Source organism: Halobaculum marinum, from assembly GCF_029338555.1.
GTDB classification, from domain to species: Archaea; Halobacteriota; Halobacteria; order Halobacteriales; family Haloferacaceae; genus Halobaculum; species Halobaculum marinum.
The window spans coordinates 632,829-654,370 of sequence record NZ_CP119989.1 but is presented as its reverse complement, the minus strand read 5'-3'; the positions used below and the strand labels follow the sequence as shown (position 1 = coordinate 654,370).

Here is a 21,542-nt window from a genome sequence, read left to right as displayed (position 1 = left end):
TCGCCGGCGACGGAGGGCTTTTCACCCGCCGACGGTTCCGCTCGGGCATGGACGGCGAGATCACACCCGAGGAGGTCGAGCGACTCCTCGACGAGGGCGCGGACCTGCGCGTCGTCGACATCCGCTCGCCGGGGGCGTTCGCGCGCGGCCACATCCCCGGCTCCGAGAACGTCCCGATGCAGCAACTGACCCAGCGAGTCGACTCGCTCGCCGGGAGCGAGCACATCGTCACCGTCTGCCCCCACGGGCAGGCGAGCATCCAGGCGGCGAACCTGATCAAGTCCTTCGAGGGGACCGCCGACGCCACCGTCGAGAGCATGGCCGGCGGTATCACCTCGTGGCAGGGCGACCTCGCCAGCGGCACCGACGAGTCCGCCGAGTCGACGGCGGCGGAGGCAGACGAAGGCCCGCAGTCACCGTTCTGAGCGGCGACCCAGTCTCGCCGCGACGACCAACGAGGAGACCAGCGCCGCCAGCGTCGTGGCCGGCCCGAACCCGGGGGTCGCGACCGCTGTCCCCGAGGCGTCGCCGCCGACGCTGTCCGCCGCGGCGGCAGTCGTCTCGACGGTGACCGACGCGCGTGCGTCGCCGACGGAGACGACGTACTCGCCCGCCGCGTCGAACGTGACCGGCACTCGCACCGTCGCCGTCCCGTTCGGGGCGACCCGGACCCGTTCGGTGGCGACCGCACGACCGTCGACGCGGACGGTGACGGCGCCGTCTGCCGGAACGGAGCCGTCTGTCGTCACTTCGGCGGTGACCAACACCGAGTCGCCCGGCGCGACGCTCGTCCGGTTCGTCGACAGCGCCGTGACCGTCGGTCGCGCCGGTTCCGCGACGACCACCGTGTAGCGGCGGTCGCGGACGGTCAGGGTGTACCGCCCGGGCCCCGGCGGCGTCCACGACAGCCGAGCCGTCGCGTTCGCGCCCGCCGCGACCGTCCCGTTGGCCACTGCGACCCGCCGCCCGTCGGCGGTCGCCGTCACGCGGTAGTCGCCGGCGGCGCCGCCGACGTTGCGCACGGCGACGGGGACCGTCACCGTCTCGCCGACCGCGAGCGTCGCCGGCGTGGACAGCGTCGTGTTGCGGTAGGCGCCGTCGACGGCGATGCGGTCGGGCGTGTCGACGAGCAGCCGAGCGACCGGCGTCGCGAACGCCGCCGAGTGCGCCTCCGCGGACCACATCTCCGGGACGGCGTCGGTCCGAGTGAACCGCCGTGCGGCGTCGGCGGTCGTGGCGTCGCCCGCGGTCGCGACCAGCGTCGCGAACCGCTCGCCCGACACCGGTTCGGATTCGGCGTTGAGCCGGGTGAACACGGTGGAGAGAGTCGCGCCGTCGTCGCTCGCGAGGCGGATACGGCGGTCGAGGTCGCCCGCGACGAGCGCCCCCTTGCGGTACTGCGCGCCGGCGGTCCACGTGCTCGGCTCTGCCAACACCGCGCCGGCGAACGGGGCGCGCGCGCCGCGAGCGAGGTGGTCGGCGAACTCGTCGAAGTCGACGTGGCCCTGCCGGAGCGCGAGCAGGGCGGCGTAGTAGTCTGCAGAGCCCTCCGTGAGCCAGCGTGTCTCGGCGGTCGTCGCGAACGACTGGCGCGTGTGGACGTACTCGTGGAGCCACGGACTCTCGGGCGTGTCGAGCGGTTCGTCGGCGCGCACCCACGCGTCGGCGTCGCCCGTCTGGATGCCCCGCACCGCCCACGACACGTCGGCGGGCGCGGCGACGAGGAACACCGACTCGTCGCGGTCGCCGACGCGGAGCGTGTCGGAGGCGGCCGACAGCGACTCCAGCACCGCCGCGGGCTCGGCGGCCATCCCGTCGGCGGCGGCGGGGACGACGAGGCGGAACGTCTGGCCGTGCGCCGTGCGCTCGTGGACGGTGTGCTCACCGAGGAACGCGATCCGACTGCCGACCGCTCCGGGGCCGGCGGTCGTCGCCGTCCGCGAGAGGCCGACGGCGTCGCCGCGGTAGCGCCACGCGACGCCCGGACTCGGCACGGTCACCAGCGCCCAGGGGCCGGTGTCGACGAAGAGGTAGCGACCCTCGGCGGTCGCGGCGTCGGCGAGCGCGTCGGTCCCGCCGGTCGGTGTCGGGGTGGCGCCAGAGTCGGTGTCGAGGTCGGCGTCGGGGTCGAACGTCGCCGACTGCGAGGTCCGGTTCGCCGCCATCCGGTAGGTTATCGTCGGGGTCGACGTCTCGCCGTCCCACTCGTAGGTGGCGTCGCCGGCGGCCGCGAACCCGTCGAGTGCGACGTTCTCCGCGCCGTCAGCGAGCGTCGTCTCCAGTCCGGAGACGCGGTCGGGCACGTCGAACCTGAGGGTGACCCGCACCGACCCGGGCGTCTCGGGCGTGAGCGCGAGCGTCGTGCGGAGGCCGATGTCGTGGCTCGTCGTCGCCGTAGTAGCCGCGGGCGCGACGGGCGACCCCGCTGGCGACGCGGCGAGCGACTCCTCGGGGCCGGCGTCGCCATCGACCGCGGTGGCGGCGGCCGCTTCGCCGACCGCGGCGGGTGCGTCGGTGACGGGCGCAGGCGGTGCTGCGAGCGCCGGCGCGGCCCCGGTCTGCGTGAGCAGGAGCGCGCACGCCGCGACGACGAGGAGGGACCGCAGGTGCATCGTGGCGTCGTTCGTAGCCGACGAGTATAGCCGTTGGCTCGTGACGTGGTTGCGTGGTGAACAGAACGCACCGGTCGGGGTGGAGTCGAGTCAGTCTCGCTCGGGTCGAACACGGATCGAGGCGGCGACCGGCGACGCCGCTCGGCGGGCGGAAAACGATAGAGAGTGTCGCTGCTCGACTGCGGGAGTCAGGTCGGTTCGGTGGTCACGCGACGTTGTACCCCTTGTCGCGAAGGAACCCCTCGACGCGGCCGCTGTGGTTCCCCTGCAGTTCGATGGCGCCGTCTTCGACGGTGCCACCGCAGGCGAACTTGGACTTGAGATCGCTCGACAGCGAGTCCATGTCCACGTCCTTCGGGTCGAATCCTTCGATGACCGTTACCTCCTTGCCGTACCTGCGCTCGTCGATGCGGATCGAAATCTCCTGGGACTCCTTGGCGACGTCCTCGCAGACGCAGAGTTCCTCAGGCAGTCCGCACGTCGAGCATACCTCGGACATTTCCGCTCGTGACTACAAGAGCGCCGTATTAAATCCTGTCGGGTGTTCGCACGCGAAATCCCGTCGCGTGTGGCGCTCGTCGTCCGAAACGGGCGGCCGCGGCGGGCGATGTAGTGGGTCGAGCGGCGGCGCACGACTCAGCCGACGGCCCACACCCTCAAACTGAAGTCCACCTGCGTCGACATTCACCGGATGGCTGTCACGACCCTCGCACTCGGCGCGCTGTTCGTCATTTTGAGCGGGTACGGGCTCTGGGTTGGCTTCACGGCGTCGGGAGAGTATCTACAGTCACACCTCTCGTATCGCGCGATGATCCCGTTTCGCGCGCTCGGCGTCGACGACAACCTCACCCTCGTTCGTGTCACGTGGATCCTGTCGACGGGATTCGTCGGAGTGATCGGCGTCGGGCTACTGGCGCTGTCGGTCGTGTAACTCGGCGGGCGCCGCCGGGAGACTACGACGACTTGCCCGCCCCGCCGAGGCGACGCACCACCGGGGCGTGCTGGCGGACGAGGTCGTCGACCGCCGCGACGGCCCTGCCGGCCTCCCGTTCGTCGACGCCGCCACCGTAGCGGGCATGTTCGTACGCGTCGGCCACGGTCCGGGCGCGGTCGCCGAAGCGGTCGCGCGAGAGCGCCTCGACGAACTGTCGCGGCGTCTCCCCCGGTCGCCGGGGGCGGTACACGAGCGCCGAGAGGTACTCCAGTCGGTGGAACGCCCGCTCGGCGTCGCTCGCCGGGTCGGAGCGCGACTGGCGGAACAGCCACACCGTCCGACGCACGCGACCGGTGAGCCCGAACCGCCGGGCGCCGGCGACGAGGCCGACAGCGCCCGCGAGGCCGACCGCCACGTCGCTCCGGGTCGGGGTCCAACCACTACCGCCGTCGCCGTCGGTACTACCGCCACCGCCGGCGCCCGCGTTCGTCAGGTTCGCCGTCAAGCCGCCGCCGTCGGCGGTGGCGACCCCGGTGAGCAGTTCGTCGCCGTCGGGGTTGATCGCGGTGATCTGGTTCGATCCCGCCGTGTCGCCAGCGGGGTCCAGAGTCGGCGTCGGCGTCTCGTAGCTGCCGTCCTCCGAGTCGGCGGTGTCGACGTTCTCGACGCCCTCCTCGCGGGCGGCGTCGACGCTCGCCTGCTCGGCCGCCTGGCGCGGGCCGCTCGGGGTGGGGTCGAAGCGGATCCAGCCGTGGTCGGGGAAGTACACCTCGACCCACGCGTGGGAGTCGAGGCCGCGCACGACCCACTCGTCCTCGGCGACCCGCTGGCCGGGGGTGTAGCCGACGACGAAGCGGGCGGGCACGCCCTGCGTGCGCAGCATCGCCACCATCGTCGTCGCGTAGTAGACGCAGTAGCCCGACTCCATGTCGAACAGGAACCGGTCGGCCACGTCGCCCTGCGGTGCCGGCACGTCCAGCGAGTACTCCTTGGTGCGTTCGAGGTGGCGCTCGATGGCGACGGCGGCGTCGTACGGGTTGCGCGCGTCCGCCTGGCGCAACACCTCGGCGGTGCGCTCGCCGACGCGGTCTGGCGTGCTCTCGGGCAACTGGGTGTACCGGGAACTGATCGCCGTCGGGTAGTCCGTCCCAGCGCGCCGCAGTTGCCCGGTCGTCGCGGTCGGGCGCTCGCTGACGACGGTGTAGGTGTCGTTCTCGATGAGCGTCGTCCCCGGTTTGAGGCCGTCGTGGTCGGTCACCTGTGCGGTGTCGGCCACGCGCCCGCGGAGGTCGACCGGCTTCCACGCCGCCGGGAGCGCGTCGAGTTTCCCGCGGGCGGTCACCTCCTGGACCAGGCGTTCGCTCTCGCCCGGCGGCGGGCCGAGTTGCCCCGAGTACGGATCTGCGTCGCCGGTGCGGACCCACCGGCCGCCGGTGTAGCGGTCGTACGACCCGACGCGCCAGTAGTCGGCGCGGTCGGCGGTGACGGTGAAGCGCACCTCCGGCGACAGGCGGATGCTCCCGAGCACGCCAACGGAGTCGGTGTTGGCGACGAGACTCGACTCCACGCTCGGCGATGCGCCGCCGGGGACGACGGGATTCGTCGCGCTGCCGGGAACCACCGTGACGAGACTCGTCGCGACGACCATCACGGCGACCAGCACCGCGAGCGTGTCCCACTGGGCGAGCACGCCCCGGCGACCCGCGGCCGCGAGGCCGTCGAAGCCGACCGCGAGCGTGAGGCCGACCGCCGCCGCGAGGCCGACCCACGGGCCGGCGTCGCCGGTGAGCACGAAGAACGCCGTCGTGGCGGCGCCGACCGTCGCCGCGGCGGTTGCGTGGCGCCGCACCAGCAGGTACGTCGCGAGGAACGTCGGCACCGGGGCGAGGAACAGCGCCCACGCGCCGGCATTCAGCAGGCGCAGGACGGACAGGCCGGTCACCAGCGCGAGCACGTCACCCGCGACCCGCCCGACGGTGAACAGCGCGCGCGCCGACGGCGGCACCGACAGGACGTAGCCGACGAGCGCGAGCGCGAACCCGACGACGGTGAGGGCGAGGGCGGTGCGCTCGCGGAGGAACCCGCCCAGCCACGCCGCGGCGCCGGCGACGACTGCCACCTCCATCAGCAGAAACGTCGCGCCGCCCACCACGTCGACGACGTGGTAGAACACCGCGAGGAACGACGCGGTGGCGAGCACGACGCCGACGGTGGCAGGGCGACGGAGCGCCGCGAGCACGGAGTAGCGCTCGGCCCCCGACCCACTGGCACGGCGCTGACTCGTCGACTGCCCCGACCCCATCCCGCCGAACGGCGACGACGGGGTGCTCACGCGACCACCTCGCCGTCGGCACGGTCACCGTCGTCTCGACCCGACCGCGTGCGCTCGATTCGTGGGTCCGGCCGGGAGACGCCGTAGGTCGCGGGGCGCTCGGCGCGGAACTCGGCGAAGTCGTGCTCCTCGTCGGTGACCGTCACGCGGACGCCGTCGGCCTCGCCGTACACCGTCACGTCGGCGTCGGCGTCTGCGACCCGTCCGGGGCCGACGACCGCGAGGCGTTCGAGCAGGCGCACCTGACTGCCGCGCTCGCCGGTGACCGTGAACGTCCCGTCGGCGAGGCGCACGTCGACCGGGACGCCGTCCTCGACGAGCGCGAGCACGAGACTCGCAGTCGCCTCGGCCATGGCGTCGGCGGCACCCGGCGTCGTCGCGGCGCCCGCAGAGACGGAGACGGCCTCCGTCTCGGCCTCCGCGGAGAACTCCTTCACGATGAGGTCGTCGCGCTTGGCCGTCGACTTCCAGTGGACGTCGCGCAGGGAGTCGCCGCGGTCGTACTCGCGGAGGCGGTCGAACTCGCGGCGCTCCTCGTGGACGCCCGTCTCGTGGAGCGCGCGCAGGTCGCGGCGCGCCCACCCGGCGATGGCGTGGACCCGCGGGTACACCAGCACCTCGCTGGTCTCGCTCGTCGAGAGGTCGACCTCGGCGAGGCCGAGCACGTCCCGCGCGGTCACGGAAGCGGGGCCGAGCACGTGGCGCCCGCGCGACTCGTAGTCGACCTCGTACTCGACGGGCGTCGCACCGACGACCGTGTCGAACACGACGCGGTCGGCGTCGAGGCCGCCGCCGACGCGCTCGCGGACGGTGCCGGCGAACGGGCGCGCCATCCCGGTGTCGGCGTCGGGGCGGGGCCCGTCGCGGTCGCCGAAGAACAGGCGGACGGGGTACCTCCGACCCACGTGGTCGTCCGGCGGGACGGCGCGGGCGGCCCGCGGCGGGTCTGCCCAGCGGAGTTGGAGGTGCGCGGCCACGAGGGCGACCAGCGCGGGGACGACGACGGCGTTGAGCGCGCGCGGGCCGAACGCGAGGCCCGAGGCGACCGCGACGACCGCGACGACGACGACGGCCTTCCCGCGGAGGGTGAGCCGCATGGCTACTCGACGGCCACCGTCGAGAGCGCGTCCTCGACCACGTCGAGGCCCGACTCGCTGCCGGTACGGGGGCGCACGCGGTGGGCGAACACCGACGGCGCCTCCGTCTGCACGTCGTCGGGGACGACGTAGTCGCGACCGTCGAGGACGGCGCGCGCCTGCGAGGCGCGCACGAGGGCGATGCTGCCGCGGGGACTGACGCCGAGTTGGGCGTGCTCGCGGGTGTACGTCGCCAACTCGGTGACGTAGTCGCGCACCGGTTCGGACACCTCGACCTCGCCGACGGTGGCGCGGGCGCGGCGCAACTCCTCGGTCGTCGCCGCCGCCTCCAGCGACTCGATCGGGTGGTTGCCGGCGGTGCGGGCGAGGATCTCCGACTCGTCGGCCTTGCTCGGGTAGCCGAGTCGGAGTTTCTTCATGAAGCGGTCGATCTCGGCGAGCGGCAACTCGTACGTCCGCCCGGGCTCGACGTCGTTCTGGGTGGCGATGACGGTGAACGGGTCCGGCAGTTCGCGGGTGACGCCGTCGACGGTCACCTGCCGCTCCTCCATCGCCTCCAGTAGCGCCGACTGCGTCTTCGGCGGCGCGCGGTTGATCTCGTCGCCGAGGACGATGTTGGCGAAGACGGGGCCGGGGCGGAACTCGAACTCCCCGGACTTCTGGTTGTACACGTTGATCCCGGTCACGTCCGAGGGGAGCAGGTCCGGCGTGAACTGGACGCGCTTGAACTCGCAGTCGACGGACTTCGCGAGCGAGCGCGCCAGCATCGTCTTGCCGACGCCCGGTACGTCCTCCAAGAGGAGGTGTCCGCGGGCGAGGACGGTGACGAGGATGTGCTCGACGGCGGCGTCGTTGCCGACGATCACCTCCCCGACGTTGTCGGCGACGCGCCCGACCAGATCGGCGGCCTCTGAAACGGGGAGGGGGGCGTGGTCGTGGAACTCGCCCTCGGCGTCCCGGTCGAGGTCGGCCTCGGCTTCTGCGTCGCTCACGTGCGGCGCACCCCGAGGACGAGAGAACACACCCGGTCGCGGGCCGTCTGGGTGTCGATCATATCACGCGTGACGGACCCGACGGACCTAACTCTGCCGCCTGTGGACGTGCCGCACACCGATCCGCGGCGCCGATCCCGGCGGATCCGGACCGCTCGTGAGCACTCGGGAGCCGAACGGGGCGAACCCGTTGGTTTCGGGTGGAGAACCTGGCCGAGCCGTGCAAATAGGCTGTTGACTGGAGAAACGTTAGCGAAACTGAGAAAGGATTAGGTACCTTCGATCCCGACGGAAACTCGATTCGGAGTCACAGATGTCTGAGGGATCACACAGTGCGTACGGAGGAGGCTTCGTCGAACGCGCCGTCAGGGCGGCAGACGGCGCGGAGGCGGCGCTCGACGCCGACGCCGACGCGGCGGACGTCGCGGCGGTGTTGAGCGCGACGCTGTTCGGCGAGGTGCTCGGCTACGGCACCGACGGCTACGAGCGCGACGGGCGAGTCGCCCGCTTCCGCGACGACGACGGCGCCGTCGCCGTGACGTTCGCCGCGGCCGGCGACGCCGACGAGGTCGGCGCGGCAGTCGTCGCGGCGTTCGAGGCTGCCAGTACCGAGCCATCCGTCCGCTACGTCGCCGCCGGTGGGGTCGACCGCTTGCTCGTGTTCGAGGTCCTCGACGACGAGGAGGCCGCCGAGGCCGCCGAAGTCCGGACCGTCGCGGGGGTGCGGGCGTCGCCCCACACCGACATCCCGCTGGGCGACGTGATCGAAGCCGGCCGTCGCGGGAAACTCTCGCAGACCCTCCGCCCGGGGCCGCAGATCGCGGTCGCGAAACTCGCGACGCTGCGCCCTGCGGAACTGACGCCCGTCGAGCGCGACGAGGAGTTCGACGCCCCGGCCGAGCGCACGGTGGACGTCGACGTCGACGCAGACGACGATGACGACGACGACGAACTGGAGACGCTCGTCGGCACCCTGCGCGACTGCCTCGCCGACGTGCTCGCGCCCGCCATCGCGGACGCGCAGGCGCGACTCGCCGACGAGGTGGCGGCGTTCGACGACCGCGCCGCGGCCCTCCGTGACGCCGCCAGCGACGCCGCCAACGGCGACGGCGACGACACCGCCGCGGGGCCCGCTCGCCGCCGCCTGCTGGCCCACGAGGCCGAGTACGCCGACGCCCGCGCCCTCCGGGCGGCGTACGGCACGTGGGTCCGCGGCGCCGGGCGCACGGGGTTCACGCCCTCGGAGAACCGCCGGGCGTTCGCCCGCGTCGTCGCCTTCCAGTTGGTCGAGGAGGCGCTGCTCGTCCAGGTGTTCGAGGGGATGGACTTCCTCGACGACACGCTGACCGGCGAGGCCGTCGAGCGGTTCGAGACGTTCGCCGAAGCCGCCGGCGTCGAGCGCGACGTCGGCGACCTGTTCGCCATCGCCCGCGAGCGGTCGGCGGCGGTGTACGACCGACGCGCCCCGGATCTGGCCGGGTGGGCGCTCGACGACGACGACGTGGCGGAGGCGCTCTCGCGGACCGTCTGGTACCTCGACCACTTCACGTTCGACGGCGACCCCGAGCGAGCGGTCGCCGCGTACGACCGCCTCCTGTCGGTCGCGGACCTGCCGCGGATCGACACGGACCCGGGCGACCCGGACCCGCTCGTCCCCGCGCTGCTCGACGCCGCCGGCTACCGGAGCGACGAACCGATCGGCGGTGGCGATGCGGCAGACGAGGTGGCCACCGCCGACGAGGCGGTGGACCTGCTGGACCCGGCGGTCGGCGACGGTCGCTACCTGCTCGCGGCGAGCGAGCGACTCCGCGAGCGCCTCGCCGGCGTCGACTACGCCGAGCGGCTGGCGGTCGTCCGCGCGCGACTGACGGGCGCGAGCCCGGATCCGCTGGCGTGTCGGGTGACGGAGACGCGGCTGTTCCTCCGCCTGCTCAGTGACTACCAGGAAGCGCGGTGGGAGGACCCGGACTACACGCTCGACACGCTCCCTGTCTACTGCACGGACCCGCTGATGCGTGAAGAGCCGGGAACCGAGACGCCCGAACCGCTCGACCGCGACGACTACGGCTTCGTCGTGGGCGCGCCGCCGACGACGCTCCGGCGCGACGTGGCCGCGGGACCGGTGGACGAGGCGTACGCCGACTACGAGACGGCGTACTACACGTACGACACCTCCGCGCTGTACGTCGAACGCGCGAGCGAGTGGCTCGCGGAGAACGGGACGCTCGCGCTGCGCGTGGCGGGCCGGTTCCGCGACACGCGGTTCGGCCTGAAACTGCGCGAGCGCCTCCCGCAGTGGTACCGCTTGGAGACGCTCCGGGAGGTCGACGGCGTCGCCGCCGGTGGCACCCCGGTCCTGCTGGTCGCGCGGCGGTTCCGCAAGAACGAGGCGTTCGTCGACCCCGAGGAATACGCCCCGCCGACGTACGGGTTCGACTACGCCGAGGGCCTCGCCGCCCCGAGCGTCCGCCGCTCGTCGACCCGGCTGACCGGCGACGAGTGGGTGTGGGAGGCCGACGGCGACGACGACGAGATCGGGATCTGAGCGACCGAGCCACCGATTGTGTGGTGGCGCGTGCCGCCGGACCGCCGTGTCCGGCGGGAGCGCGCGAGGGGCGAACGAGGAGCGAGCCCAGCGAGTGACGAGTGAGTCGGTTGGGGAGGGTGCGGTGCGGTCGCGGCGGGTGGGACTGAAAGGGGCCGCGGCTGTGCGGGACGGCGGCCGACGCGAGCACCGCAGGGAGGGAGCGGAGCGACTGACCGAGGAGCGCGGCGAGGCCCCCGAGCGCACAGCCGCGGGGGCTTTCGCGGTCGTCACCGAGCCGGCGTCGGAAGCATTCGAGTCACCGATCACCACCGAGCTACCGACCACCACCGAGTCGCCGACCGATCACGCGGATCGGTGCGAAACCCTTTCGCCGCTCGCCCGCCCCCCTCACGAACAACCAATGGTCACGGGAGCGCCGGCGACGATGCGCGAGCGCCGCGAGGAGTTGACGCCGATGCTCGCCCAGTACGTCGACGTGGCCGAGGAGTACGACGACTGCGTCGTCTTGTTCCGCGTCGGCGACTTCTACAAGGCGTTCTGCGAGGCCGCCGACGAGGTGGCGCGCGTCTGCGAACTCACCCGCATCGAGCGCGAGGACTCCACGGGCACCTACACCGCCTGCGGCGTCCCCGTCGACAACGCGCCGAAGTACCTCCGGCGACTGCTCGACGCCGACTACCGCGTCGCCGTCGCCGACCAAGTCGAGGACGCCGAGCAGGCCTCCGGCCTCGTCGACCGCGCGGTCACGCAGGTGCTGACCCCCGGCACCGTCGTCGAGGAGGAACTGCTCGACGAGGGGACGAACACCTACGTCGCGTGCGTCGCCCGCGAGGCCGAGGGAACCGAGACCGACGACACGGACGATTACGGCGTCGCCTACGTCGACGTGTCCACGGGCGAGTGCGCCGTCACGGCGGGCGACGCCGCCGCCGTCGACGAGGAACTCGCGCGGGTCGCGCCCGCCGAACTGCTCGTCGGCCCCGCCGTGCCCGACGGCGTCGTGGACGGCGCCGACTGCATGGTCACCGAGCGCGACCCGGACGCGTTCGCCCCCGACGCCGCCCGCGAGGTGCTCGCCCGCTACGCCGCCGCCGACCGGTTCGCCCCCGCCGAGCGCGTCGCCGCGGGCGCACTCCTCCGGTACGCCGAGTACACGCAGGGCGACGACGGCACGCTGGAGTACGTCCGGCGCGTCCGCCGGTACGACCCCCGGCGCTCGCTGCGACTCGACGCGACCGCCCTCCGCGGACTGGAACTGTTCGAGAACCACGCCGACTCCGGGCGGACGCTGTTCGACACGCTCGACGAGACGCGCTCGGCGCTGGGCCGCCGGCGCCTGCGCGCGTGGCTCCGCCGCCCGCTCGTCGACCGCGAGCGGATCGATGCCCGCCACGACGCCGTCGCCGCATTCGCCGAGCGAACGCTCGTCCGCGAGGACGTTCGCGACGCGCTGTCGGCGGCGTACGACCTCGAACGACTCGTCGGTCGGATCTCACGGGGGCGGGCGACCGCTCGTGACCTCCGCTCGCTCCACGACACGCTCGCGGCGGTGCCCGCGGTCCGCGAGGCGCTCGACGGCGTCGACGCGCTCGCCGAGGTGCGCGCGGCGCTGGACCCCCTCGACGACCTCCGCGAGTTGATCGACGAGGCGGTCGTCGCGGACCCGCCGCAGGAACTCACCGAGGGCGGCGTGATCCGCGCGGGCTACGACGCGGAGTTGGACGAGATCAGGACCACCGCTCGTGAGGGGCGCGAGTGGGTCGCGAATCTGGAGGCGAGCGAACGCGACCGCACCGGCATCGACAACCTCGAAGTCGGCTACAACCAGGTCCACGGCTACTACATCGAGGTGACGAACGGCCAGTTGGAGAAGGTGCCAGACGACTACACGCGTCGGCAGACGCTGAAGAACAGCGAGCGGTTCTACACACCCGAACTGAAGCGCCGCGAGGACGAGATTCTCGGCGCCGAAGAGCGCGCCGACGCCCTGGAGTACGAGTTGTTCGTCGGCCTCAGAGACGAGGTCGCCGCCGAGTGCGACCGGATCGGCGCGCTGGCGGACGCCGTCGCCCGCGTCGACGCGCTCGCCGCACTCGCGACCGTCGCCGTCGAGCGCGACTACACCCGCCCCGAGATGGGCGCCGACGGCGTCCACCTGGAGCGCTCGCGCCACCCGGTCGTCGAGGAGACCGCCGCGGAGTTCGTTCCGAACGACGCCGCCCTGCCGCGGGGCACCGTCGCGCTGATCACCGGCCCGAACATGAGCGGGAAGTCGACGTACATGCGGCAGGTCGCCCTCTGCGTCGTGCTCGCGCAGGCGGGGTCGTTCGTCCCCGCCGACGCCGCGCGCCTGCCGGTGGTCGACCGGGTGTTCACCCGCGTCGGCGCCAGCGACGACATCGCCGGCGGCGAGTCGACGTTCATGCGCGAGATGCGCGAGTTGACCGACGTGCTCCACGACGCGACGCCCGACTCGCTGGTCCTACTCGACGAGGTGGGCCGGGGCACGGCGACGACCGACGGGCGCGCCATCGCCCGCGCGGCCGTCGAATTTCTTCACGACGAGTCGGGCGCGACGACCCTGTTCGCCACCCACTACCACGGCCTCACGGATCTGGCCGACGAGTACGAGCACGTCGTCAACCGCCACTTCGCGGCGACCGAACGCGACGGCGCGGTGACGTTCCTCCACCGGATCCGCGAGGGCGCCGCCTCCTCCTCGTACGGCGTCGAAGTGGCCGAGTTGGCGGGCGTCCCGGAGTCGGTCGTCGCCCGGGCACACGACCTCGTCGCCGCCGACCGCGACGGCGACACGGGAGACGACGGCGGAGACTCCCTCGTGGCCGACGACGCACAGCGCACGCTCGACGACCTGACGACGAACGGGCACGCCGCGGACGCGACGCCGCCGACGCCCGACGCCGGCGAGGGTGGCGTCGCCGACCTCCTCGCCGACCTCCGGGACCTCCACCTCGCGGAGACGACGCCGCTTGAGGCGTTGAACACGCTCCACGACCTCCAGCGGCGGGCAGCGGAGGCCGCGGGTGAGGTGCCCGAGGAGGAGCGACGGTGAGCGACGACTCCCCAACCGTCCGGGAACTCGACGAGGCCACCGTCGAGCGCATCGCCGCCGGCGAGGTCGTCACCCGCCCGGCGCGCGCGGTCGCCGAACTCGTGGAGAACGCGCTCGACGCGGGCGCCGAGCGGGTCGACGTGACCGTCGACGGCGACGGCACCGACCGGATCCGCGTCGCCGACGACGGGCACGGGATGAGCCGAGCGGACGCCGTCAGCGCGGTCGACCCGCACACCACGAGCAAGATCCGAGCGGCCGACGACCTCCGCGGGGCGACGACGCTCGGCTTCCGCGGCGAGGCGCTGGCGGCCATCGCCGACGCCGGTCGCCTCGAACTCGTGACGAACGACGGGGGCGCCGTCGGAACGCGCGTGACGGTCGCGGACGGCGAGAAAATCGTCGACGACGCCGGGCGCGCCCGCGGCACGACCGTCGTCGTGACGGACCTGTTCGGCGACCGCCCCGCCCGGCGGGAGTCGCTCGCGTCGCCCGCGCGGGAGTTCGGCCGCGTCTCCGAACTCGTGACGGCGTACGCGCTCGCCCGACCCGAGGTGGCGTTCTCGCTGACCCACGACGGCCGAGAGACGACGTCCACTCCGGGAACCGGCACGCGGGACGCGCTCGTCGCGTTGTACGGGCGCGAGACGGGCGGGGAGTCGACGGCGGTCACCCACCGCGCCGGCGTCGACCTCGCCGGTCGCGAAGCAGCCCTGACCGTCGAGGGACGGCTCTGTTACCCCTCGACGACGCGGGCGACCCGCGACCACGTCCACGTCGCCGTGAACGGCAGACCCGTCCGCGACGACGACCTCCGGAGGGCGGTCGCGCGCGGCTACGGGAGCCTCCTCCCGAGCGGGCGCGACCCGGTCGCCGTCCTCCGCCTCGACGTGCCCGCGTGGGCGGTGGACCCGAACGTCCACCCGGCGAAAGCCCGCGTGGCCATCCGCGGCGGCGACACCGTCGGCGACGCCGTCGAGGCGGGCGTGCGGGAGGCGCTGACGACCGCCGACCTCCGGCGCGCGGGGGAGGTGGCGATGGACCTCGACTCCTCGCTGGCGCCCGTCGAGGCGAGCGAGTCCGACTTCGCCGACGCGACGGTGCTCGGCGTGTTCCGCGACCTGTACGTGCTCTGTGAGGCGGGCGACGACCTGCTCGTCGTCGACCAGCACGCCGCCCACGAGCGGGTGAACTTCGAGCGACTCCGGGCGGCGCTGGCCGACGAGGCCGTACCCGCCGCCGCACTCGACCCCGCGGAGACCGTGACGCTGGACCCGCCGACGGCCGCCGCGGTCGAGGAGCACCGCGAGGAACTGGCGCGACTCGGCTTCGCCGTCGACCCGTTCGGCGGGACGACCTACCGCGTCACGCAGGTGCCGGCGCCGCTCGGGCGCGTCGCCGACGCGGAGGCCCTGCGCGGCGTCGCGACCGACCTGCGCGAGTCGTCGGGGCGGGGCGGCGCCGACGCCCTCCGCGACGACCTACTCGCGGACCTGGCGTGTCACCCGTCGCTGAAGGCGGGCGATGCGCTCGACCGCGAGACGGCGACGCGACTGGTCGAGCGACTCGGCGAGTGCGAGCGACCGTACGCCTGCCCGCACGGTCGTCCGACGGTGCTGTCGCTGGAGGCATCGACCCTGGCGGACGGGTTCGAGCGGCACTGACGGCGGGGATCGCGACAGGACGAAGCGGGACGGGACGAGACCGGGACGAGACCAGACGGGACGGGACGGCGGTCGCCGCCGCCCGCGCCTCACCACTCCTTGCAGTCTTCGCAGACGTAGCCGGGGTCGTCGCGCCAGCGCCGGGTGACCGTCTCCCCGCAGGCGGCGCAGGCGGCGCCGTCGGGCGAGTGGTCGTACGTGGCTTCCGCGGGTGCGACGGTGGCGGGGTCGACCGCGGAGTCACCGTCCTCACCGTCGGTCTCCGCGTCGGCGGTCTCCTCACCGTCGGTCCCCGTCTCGGTGGCGTCCGCGTCGGCGGCGGCCGCGAATTCGTCGAGCGAACGGTCCTCGGGCACGCTCGGGTGTGGCGCCGCCGCGGACATAACTCCCGCCCTCCGAGACGGCGGCCCCGTCGAACGGCCGCCCGCACCCCACGCCGACACATCAACGCTCAAGTCCCCGCGGATCCGAGGCCGAGGCATGGTAACTGTCACCGACTTCGTGATCGAGTTGGTCACGAGCGTCATCGACCTGGTCGTCATCTTCGTGACGGAGGTGGCGCTGCGCGACCCGCTCGCGTTCGTCTCGTTCCTGTTCGGCGCGCTGTTCGTCACGGGCGCGTCGGCAGTCCTCGGCTACCTCGCGCTCGGCGCGCTCGGCTACGAGTTCGGCATCGGCGACCTCGCGACGCAGAGCCGCTACCGGCAGGCGCGCGGCGAGCGCTGACCGACGACTCGCGGACGCGAACCGACTGTCGACCGTCTTCTCCGGCTACTCCGTCGCCCGAGCGGCCGCCTCGGCCGCCAACTCGACCGCCGCGTCCAGATCCGGACCGAGCGGCGACCCCACGACCAGCGAGTCGGCGTGCGCCAGCACCGCGGCCATCCGCTCGGCGACGGCGTCCACGTCACCGGCCATGCAGAACGCGTCGACCATCGCCGGCGTGACCAGATCGAACGCCTCCGAGAATTCGCCGGCGGAGATGTGGTCGCCGATGTCGCCGGCGAGATCCGCGTCGACCCCGTGGCGCTTCAGCACGGGCGGCGCGGCGCCGGCGGCGATGAACGCCACGGGCGGTCGGGCGGCCTCACGCGCCGCCTCGGCGTCGCTGGCGACGCTGACGGCGGCGTACGCCGCGAGGTCGAACGAACCACGCGAGTCTGGGCGGTCCGACTTCCCCTGCTCGACTTGCTCGCGTGCCCACGCGAGGTCGTCGGGGTGGGAGCCGTTGAACAGCAGGCCGTCGGCGTGCTTGCCGGCCATCCGGCACATGTGCGGGCCCTCGCCACCGACGTAGACGGGGATGTCGGCGCCCTGCGGCGGCGTGTAGTTCAGCCCCGCGTCGGCGGCGTCGAACGTGGACGCGCCGTCGACGCGCTCGCCCGCCCACAGTTTCTGCGCGGTCTTGAACGCCTCCAGCACCGGGCGTAGGCCGCGCTCGTCGCCGAGACCGAGGTTGCGGAGGGTGGAGGGATCGCCCGGCCCGACGCCGAAGACGGCGCGCCCGCCGCTGGCCTCGTCGAGCGTCGCCACCTTCGAGGCGAGCGTGGCGGGGTGGAACTCGAGCGGGTTCACCACGCCCGGTCCGAGGCGGACGTCGTCGGTCGCGGCGGCCAACTGCGACAGCACCGAGAACGCGTCGCGGTTGTTGTAGTGGTGGGAGACGAACAGCGAGTCGAAGCCCGCGTCCTCGGCGAGCGTCCCCAACTCGACCATCCGGTCGACGGGGTGTTCGGGCGCGAGTTCGATCCCGAGCATCGGACTATCCATCGAACGACCACCCCCGGACCGCCTGGCGGATCAAGTCGCCGTCCACGTCGCGGAAGTGGGCGTCCGACTCGCCGTGGTCGCCCCACTCGAAGTCGCGGACGACGACCACCGGCGTCCCATCGTCGCCCTCGCCGGCGACGAGGTTGGCGGCGGCGGCGAGTTCGTCGGCGACGTTCTCGACGGTCACGCCGAGTTCGCGCCCGTCGCGGTCGCCCTCGCCGCGCCAGTCGCGGGCGGGCGCCATGCCGGCCCAGCCGATGGCGACGCCGCGCTGTCCGTGGCGGAACGGGCGCCCGCAGGTGTCGGTGACGAGCACGCGGTCTGCCGGGAGGCCCTCGCGGATGCGCGCCGCCGACTCCGAGGGGCGCTTCGGCAGGAGGAGCAGGTCGTGGCCGGGGACGTTCGAGCGGTCGATGCCGGCGTTGACGCCGACGTGGCCGAAGCGCGTCTCGGTGAGCAGGAACGGGGCCTCCATGATCACCTCCGTCGACTCCTCCAGCACGGCCTGTGCGAAGCGGGGGTCCTTCTCGTCCCCGGAGATTGCCTCCAAGTTGGCGGCGATCTCGCGGGCGCGGGGTCCGGCGGGGAAGTCGGCGAGGTCGACCGCGCGACCCTCGGCCTTCGAGACGACCGTCGAGGCGACGCACACCACGTCGTCGGGCCGGAGGTCGACCCGGTCGCGGATCAGCGCCGCGAGGTCGTCCCCTTCCCGAATCTCCGGCAGGTCGGGGACGGCGAATAGCTCCATACCCGCCCTGCGGTCGTCGCCCGCAAAAGCGCGCCGGTGGTGGTACACGTGGCCGGTGTTCGTGTCGTGACGGTCGCGACGGGCGCGACGGCGCCCGCCGCCACGTCGAAGTTCCCGACCCGCGAAGGGAACGCATGGCTCACGTCGTCACCGCGTTCCTCCGGAGTCGCGGCGCGGTGCTGCTCGTCAAGCGGAGCGACACCGCGAGCACCTACCCCGGACGCTGGGCCGGTGTCTCCGGCTACGTCGAGGACGACCCCGACGACAGTCTCGACGACGCGCGTCGGGAGGTGCGTGAGGAGACGGGCATCGAAGCGGCGGCGCTGACGCTCGTCCGTCGCGGCGACCCCGTCCGCGTCGACGACGCCGAGGGGTCGTTCACGGTCCACCCGGTCCTGTTCGACTGCGCGACTCGCGCAGTGGACCCGAGCGAGGAACTCGCGGCGACGGAGTGGGTTCAGCCGACCGCGATGCTGGCGCGCGAGACGGTGCCGCGGCTGTGGGACGCCTACCGCGCCGTCGGTCCCACTCCCGAGACCGTCGCCGCGGATCGGACCCACGGGTCGGCGTTCGTCTCCGTCCGGGCACTGGAGGCACTGCGCGACGAGGCCGCGGCGCTCGCACTCGCTGACGGGTCGTGGGACGACCTCGCAGACACGGCACGGCGACTCCGCGACGCCCGTCCGGGGATGACCGTGCTCGCGACCCGGGTGAACCGGGTGCTCGCAGAAGCGGCGGCGACCCCGACGGCGGTCCGCGACCGCGCCGTCGACGCCGTCGCGGCGGCGGTCGACGCCGACGACCGGGCCGCGAGCGAGGCGGCGGCGCTGCTCTCGGAGTGCGACGACGGCACCGACTCAGCGGTGCTCACGCTGTCGCGGTCGGGCACGGTCGCCGAGACGCTCGACCGCCTCGACGGGCCGGTGTTCGTCGCCGAGTCCGTCCCCGGCGGCGAAGGGCGCGACGTGGCCGCGTCGCTGGCCGCCGACGGCCGTGCAGTGACGCTGGTGCCGGACGCGGCGGTCGCGTCGCTGCTCGCGACCGGCCGGGTCGACGCCGCCGTGGTCGGCGCCGACGCCGTGTTCCCGGACGGCTCGGTGGCGAACAAGGTCGGCACCCGCGGACTGGCGCTGGCGGCGGCGCGCGAGGGCGTCCCCGTGTACGCGGTGACCGCTCGTGACAAGGTGGCGCCGACGGACGCGTTCCACCCCGAGCGGGCCGACTTCGACGGTCCAGAGGGGGTGGCGACGTACGCCCCCCTGTTCGACCGGGCGCCCGCGGAGGCGGTGACCGTCGTGACCGAGGACGGGGTGCTCGACGCGGCGGCGGTGCGGGAGACGGCCGCCGTCCACCGGGCACAGGCCGAGTGGGACCGCGCGGTCGACGGCGACGATGGGAAGGAGTGATACGCGCCGACCGGATACGTCCGTCCGGGCGGCCGTGACGAGGGTTACCCCCACCGAGCCCCGTGTGACGAGGGATTCACCCGAGCCGCCCGATCTACACCCCTGAGCCGTGGCTGTGTGGCGAACAGGTCGGAGCGGCGGTGACAGGCTACATCGCGACCGACTGGTCCCGGCTTCGGTGAAGAGGCTTCGCCCCGGCGAGTCGCAGTCAGGCGGCCTCGTCCGCCGCCTCCTCGCGCGCACCGAGGTGGCTCCGCAGGGTGTCGACGTCCTTGTTCCCCGCGCCGGTGTTGAGCAGGACCACCGTGTCGTCGGGGCCGAACTCGCCGCGTTCGGCCAACTCGAACGCGCCCGACACCGCCGACGCGCACGTCGCACCGACTTCGATCCCCTCGGTGCGGGCGACTTCGATCGCGGCGTCGAGGATCGCCTCGTCGCTCGTGGCGACGGCGCCGCCGCCGGACTCCTCGATCGCGTCGAGGATCCACGGCGAGGCGCCCGGGTCCGGCACGGCGATCCCGTTGCAGACGGTGGTGATCTCTTCCCACGCCTCGTGTGCGTCGGCGCCCTCGTCCCACGCGCGAACGACCGGCGCACAGCCCTCCGCCTGCGCGGCGTACATCCCCGGCAGCGAGTCGGTGAAGCCCAACTCGCGGAACTCGGTGGCGGCCTTGTGCATCCCGACGAGGCCGACGCCGCCGCCGGTCGGGTAGACGACGGCGTCGGGCACGTCCCAGTCGAGTTGCTCGATCGTCTCGTACGCCATCGTCTTCTTCACGTCGTGGCGGTACGGCGTGACGAACGTCTTCGTCGAGTACCACCCGGCGTCGGCGCCCTCCGCGCCCTGCTCCATCGTCGCGGCGTACTCCGCGCCGGCGTCGGTGATCTCACCTTTGGCGATCCGGAGGTCGCCGCCGTGCACCTCCGTCATCGCCTTCTGGGTGAAGCCGGCGCGGTCGGGGAGGAACACGTGCGAGTCGAGGCCCGCACGGGCGGCGTACGCTGCGGCGGCCTGCCCCGCGTTGCCGGCGCTGTTGAGCGCGATGGCGTCGGCGCCGTGTTCGACGGCGGCGGTGACGGCGCCGGTCTGCCCGCGGTCCTTGAACGTCCCCGTGGGGTTGCGCCCCTCGTCTTTGACGTAGACGGCGCCGACGCCCATCCGGTCGGCGAGGGTGGGACACTCCACGAGCGGCGTGGCGCCCTCGCCCATCGAGACCGCCGCCTCGCGGGGGAACGGGAGCAGTTCCTCGTAGCGCCACAGCGAGTCGAACGGGCGGGATTCGAGTTCCTCGCGCGAGAGGTCCACGGCGTCGAGGTCGTACTCCGGGTCGGTGATACCGCCGCAGTCGGGGCAGCGGTGGGTCACCGTCGCGGGGTCGTGTCGGGCGTCGCAGTCGACACACCGCAGGGCGACGAATGCGTCAGTTGTTCGCACACGCGGCGGATCGGCGGGGGGCGACTAACCGCTTGTGCATCCGGCGGTCCGCGCGGGGTGGTTCGGCCCGTCGACGGAAGCCGAGCGGTCCTACTCGACGCGCTTGAGGAGGCCCGTGACCTCCTCGGCGTACGTCTCCGGTTCGAGTCCGAGGTCCACGTCGACGGAGACGGTGATCGCGTCGGAGAGTTCCTTCTCGACGGTCCGCGCGAAGTTCTCGGCGGGGTAGGCGCCGCCAGAGAGGAGGAGACCGCCGTCGTGGACCCACGTCGCGAGCAGTCCCTCGACGTCGACGCTGCCGCCCTCGATGGTGATCGTCTCGCCGCGCACCTCGAAGGAGATGGCGTCGAACTCGAACGCCGCGTTGTAGGCGGTGAGACTGGCCTCCTCACCTGTCTCGACCGTGAGCGTCCCCCCGTCGCTGGCGGACACGTCACTCAAGCCGGCGGCCTCCAGTTGGGCTTCGAACTGTCCCGCGGCGACCTCGCCGGCGCGGGCGGCCAACTCCTCGCGGGCGGACTCGATCGGCACGTCCGCGAGGTTGGGCGTGAACGCGATCCGGGCGGCGAAGAAGTTCGACAGCGGTGCGTCGAGCGCGCCGAGCGTCTTTTCGCTCACGTCCGACCGGAGCGCGACGTCGTCGAACACGCGCGTCACGGCGGTCGCGGACACGTCGGTCCCCGCGACCGTCCGCGAGAACACCTCCTCGGTGTCGGCGGTGGTGCGTTCCCACCCACCCTCGTCCAGTCGTCGCTTCGGCAACTCGGGCGGTCTGATCGCGCCCGAGGCGGTTCCGCACCCGGCGAGTCCGGCGACGCCCGCCGCCGCGGCGCCGGCGAGGAATCGGCGTCTATCCATGATCGTCGCGCAGGGACCGGGGGACAAAACCGCATCGTCGCGGGTATCAAGGTCGATACTCCGGGATCAGTCG

General features: G+C 73.2%; 17 protein-coding genes. 7 read left to right on the top strand and 10 right to left on the bottom strand.

The features are described from left to right. Positions 1-47: 47 nt before the first annotated feature. Positions 48-425: a rhodanese-like domain-containing protein gene (locus tag P0R32_RS03420; RefSeq protein WP_276238527.1), complete on the top strand. Its 378-nt coding sequence runs from the start codon at positions 48-50 to the stop codon at positions 423-425. Here the strand turns inward: P0R32_RS03420 and P0R32_RS03415 are convergent. Then, the gene (locus P0R32_RS03415; protein WP_276238526.1) at positions 414-2,612 is read right to left on the bottom strand and encodes a CARDB domain-containing protein; all 2,199 of its coding nucleotides are present in this window, start codon (positions 2,610-2,612) and stop codon (positions 414-416) included. The two genes, P0R32_RS03420 and P0R32_RS03415, sit on opposite strands and share 12 nt — an antisense overlap. 205 nt (positions 2,613-2,817) lie before the next feature. Beyond that, a complete protein-coding gene (yciH, locus tag P0R32_RS03410) occupies positions 2,818-3,111 on the bottom strand; it encodes a stress response translation initiation inhibitor YciH (RefSeq protein ID WP_276238525.1) in 294 nt (97 codons plus the stop codon). A gap of 192 nt (positions 3,112-3,303) precedes the next feature. On the opposite strand from yciH, the gene P0R32_RS03405 reads away from it, so the two are divergent. Further along, complete coding sequence (locus tag P0R32_RS03405; RefSeq protein WP_276238524.1) at positions 3,304-3,543, top strand: hypothetical protein; 240 nt, start codon at positions 3,304-3,306, stop codon at positions 3,541-3,543. A gap of 22 nt (positions 3,544-3,565) precedes the next feature. Here the strand turns inward: P0R32_RS03405 and P0R32_RS03400 are convergent, their stop codons facing one another. The 3 genes from P0R32_RS03400 to P0R32_RS03390 are packed head-to-tail and all read right to left on the bottom strand — an operon-like array spanning position 3,566 to position 7,967. Next, complete coding sequence (locus P0R32_RS03400) at positions 3,566-5,878, bottom strand: transglutaminase TgpA family protein (protein WP_276238523.1); 2,313 nt, start codon at positions 5,876-5,878, stop codon at positions 3,566-3,568. Further along, entirely contained in the window at positions 5,875-6,975 is a 1,101-nt protein-coding gene (locus P0R32_RS03395; RefSeq protein ID WP_276238522.1) for a DUF58 domain-containing protein, read from the bottom strand. Before P0R32_RS03395 ends, P0R32_RS03400 begins: the two co-directional genes overlap by 4 nt. 2 nt (positions 6,976-6,977) lie before the next feature. Beyond that, a complete protein-coding gene (locus tag P0R32_RS03390) occupies positions 6,978-7,967 on the bottom strand; it encodes an AAA family ATPase (protein WP_276238521.1) in 990 nt (329 codons plus the stop codon). 313 nt (positions 7,968-8,280) lie between these two features. On the opposite strand from P0R32_RS03390, the gene P0R32_RS03385 reads away from it, so the two are divergent. The 3 genes from P0R32_RS03385 to mutL all read left to right on the top strand — a co-directional run bounded on the left by P0R32_RS03385 (position 8,281) and on the right by mutL (position 15,252). Continuing rightward, positions 8,281-10,512 carry a hypothetical protein gene (locus tag P0R32_RS03385; protein ID WP_276238520.1) on the top strand — a complete coding sequence of 744 codons (2,232 nt, stop codon included), beginning with the start codon at positions 8,281-8,283 and terminating at the stop codon, positions 10,510-10,512. 403 nt (positions 10,513-10,915) lie between these two features. Next, positions 10,916-13,588, top strand: a complete 2,673-nt coding sequence (gene mutS / locus P0R32_RS03380) for a DNA mismatch repair protein MutS (protein WP_276238518.1) — start codon at positions 10,916-10,918, stop codon at positions 13,586-13,588. Beyond that, complete coding sequence (gene mutL / locus P0R32_RS03375) at positions 13,585-15,252, top strand: DNA mismatch repair endonuclease MutL (RefSeq protein WP_276238517.1); 1,668 nt, start codon at positions 13,585-13,587, stop codon at positions 15,250-15,252. The genes mutS and mutL overlap by 4 nt, the downstream gene beginning before the upstream one ends. 89 nt (positions 15,253-15,341) lie before the next feature. Here mutL and P0R32_RS03370 read toward each other — a convergent pair whose 3' ends face one another. Beyond that, positions 15,342-15,608 carry a DUF7573 domain-containing protein gene (locus P0R32_RS03370; RefSeq protein ID WP_276238516.1) on the bottom strand — a complete coding sequence of 89 codons (267 nt, stop codon included), beginning with the start codon at positions 15,606-15,608 and terminating at the stop codon, positions 15,342-15,344. A gap of 124 nt (positions 15,609-15,732) precedes the next feature. Here P0R32_RS03370 and P0R32_RS03365 point away from each other — a divergent pair, with 124 nt between their 5' ends. Then, positions 15,733-15,978 (top strand): DUF8024 family protein, encoded by a 246-nt coding sequence (locus P0R32_RS03365; RefSeq protein WP_276238515.1) that lies wholly within the window; start codon positions 15,733-15,735, stop codon positions 15,976-15,978. A gap of 45 nt (positions 15,979-16,023) precedes the next feature. On the opposite strand, the gene P0R32_RS03360 is transcribed toward P0R32_RS03365, so the two are convergent. Next, positions 16,024-17,010 (bottom strand): 5,10-methylenetetrahydromethanopterin reductase, encoded by a 987-nt coding sequence (locus P0R32_RS03360; protein WP_276239353.1) that lies wholly within the window; start codon positions 17,008-17,010, stop codon positions 16,024-16,026. Between the two features lie 4 nt (positions 17,011-17,014). Beyond that, on the bottom strand, positions 17,015-17,770 hold the full coding sequence (locus P0R32_RS03355; RefSeq protein ID WP_276238514.1) for a coenzyme F420-0:L-glutamate ligase: 756 nt from the start codon (positions 17,768-17,770) through the stop codon (positions 17,015-17,017). 134 nt (positions 17,771-17,904) lie between these two features. Here P0R32_RS03355 and P0R32_RS03350 point away from each other — a divergent pair, with 134 nt between their 5' ends. Beyond that, positions 17,905-19,176, top strand: a complete 1,272-nt coding sequence (locus P0R32_RS03350; protein WP_276238513.1) for an NUDIX domain-containing protein — start codon at positions 17,905-17,907, stop codon at positions 19,174-19,176. Between the two features lie 208 nt (positions 19,177-19,384). On the opposite strand, the gene P0R32_RS03345 is transcribed toward P0R32_RS03350, so the two are convergent. Beyond that, positions 19,385-20,611 (bottom strand): threonine synthase, encoded by a 1,227-nt coding sequence (locus tag P0R32_RS03345; RefSeq protein ID WP_276238512.1) that lies wholly within the window; start codon positions 20,609-20,611, stop codon positions 19,385-19,387. 90 nt (positions 20,612-20,701) lie between these two features. Beyond that, entirely contained in the window at positions 20,702-21,469 is a 768-nt protein-coding gene (locus tag P0R32_RS03340) for a DUF6517 family protein (RefSeq protein WP_276238511.1), read from the bottom strand. Positions 21,470-21,542 lie beyond the last annotated feature (73 nt).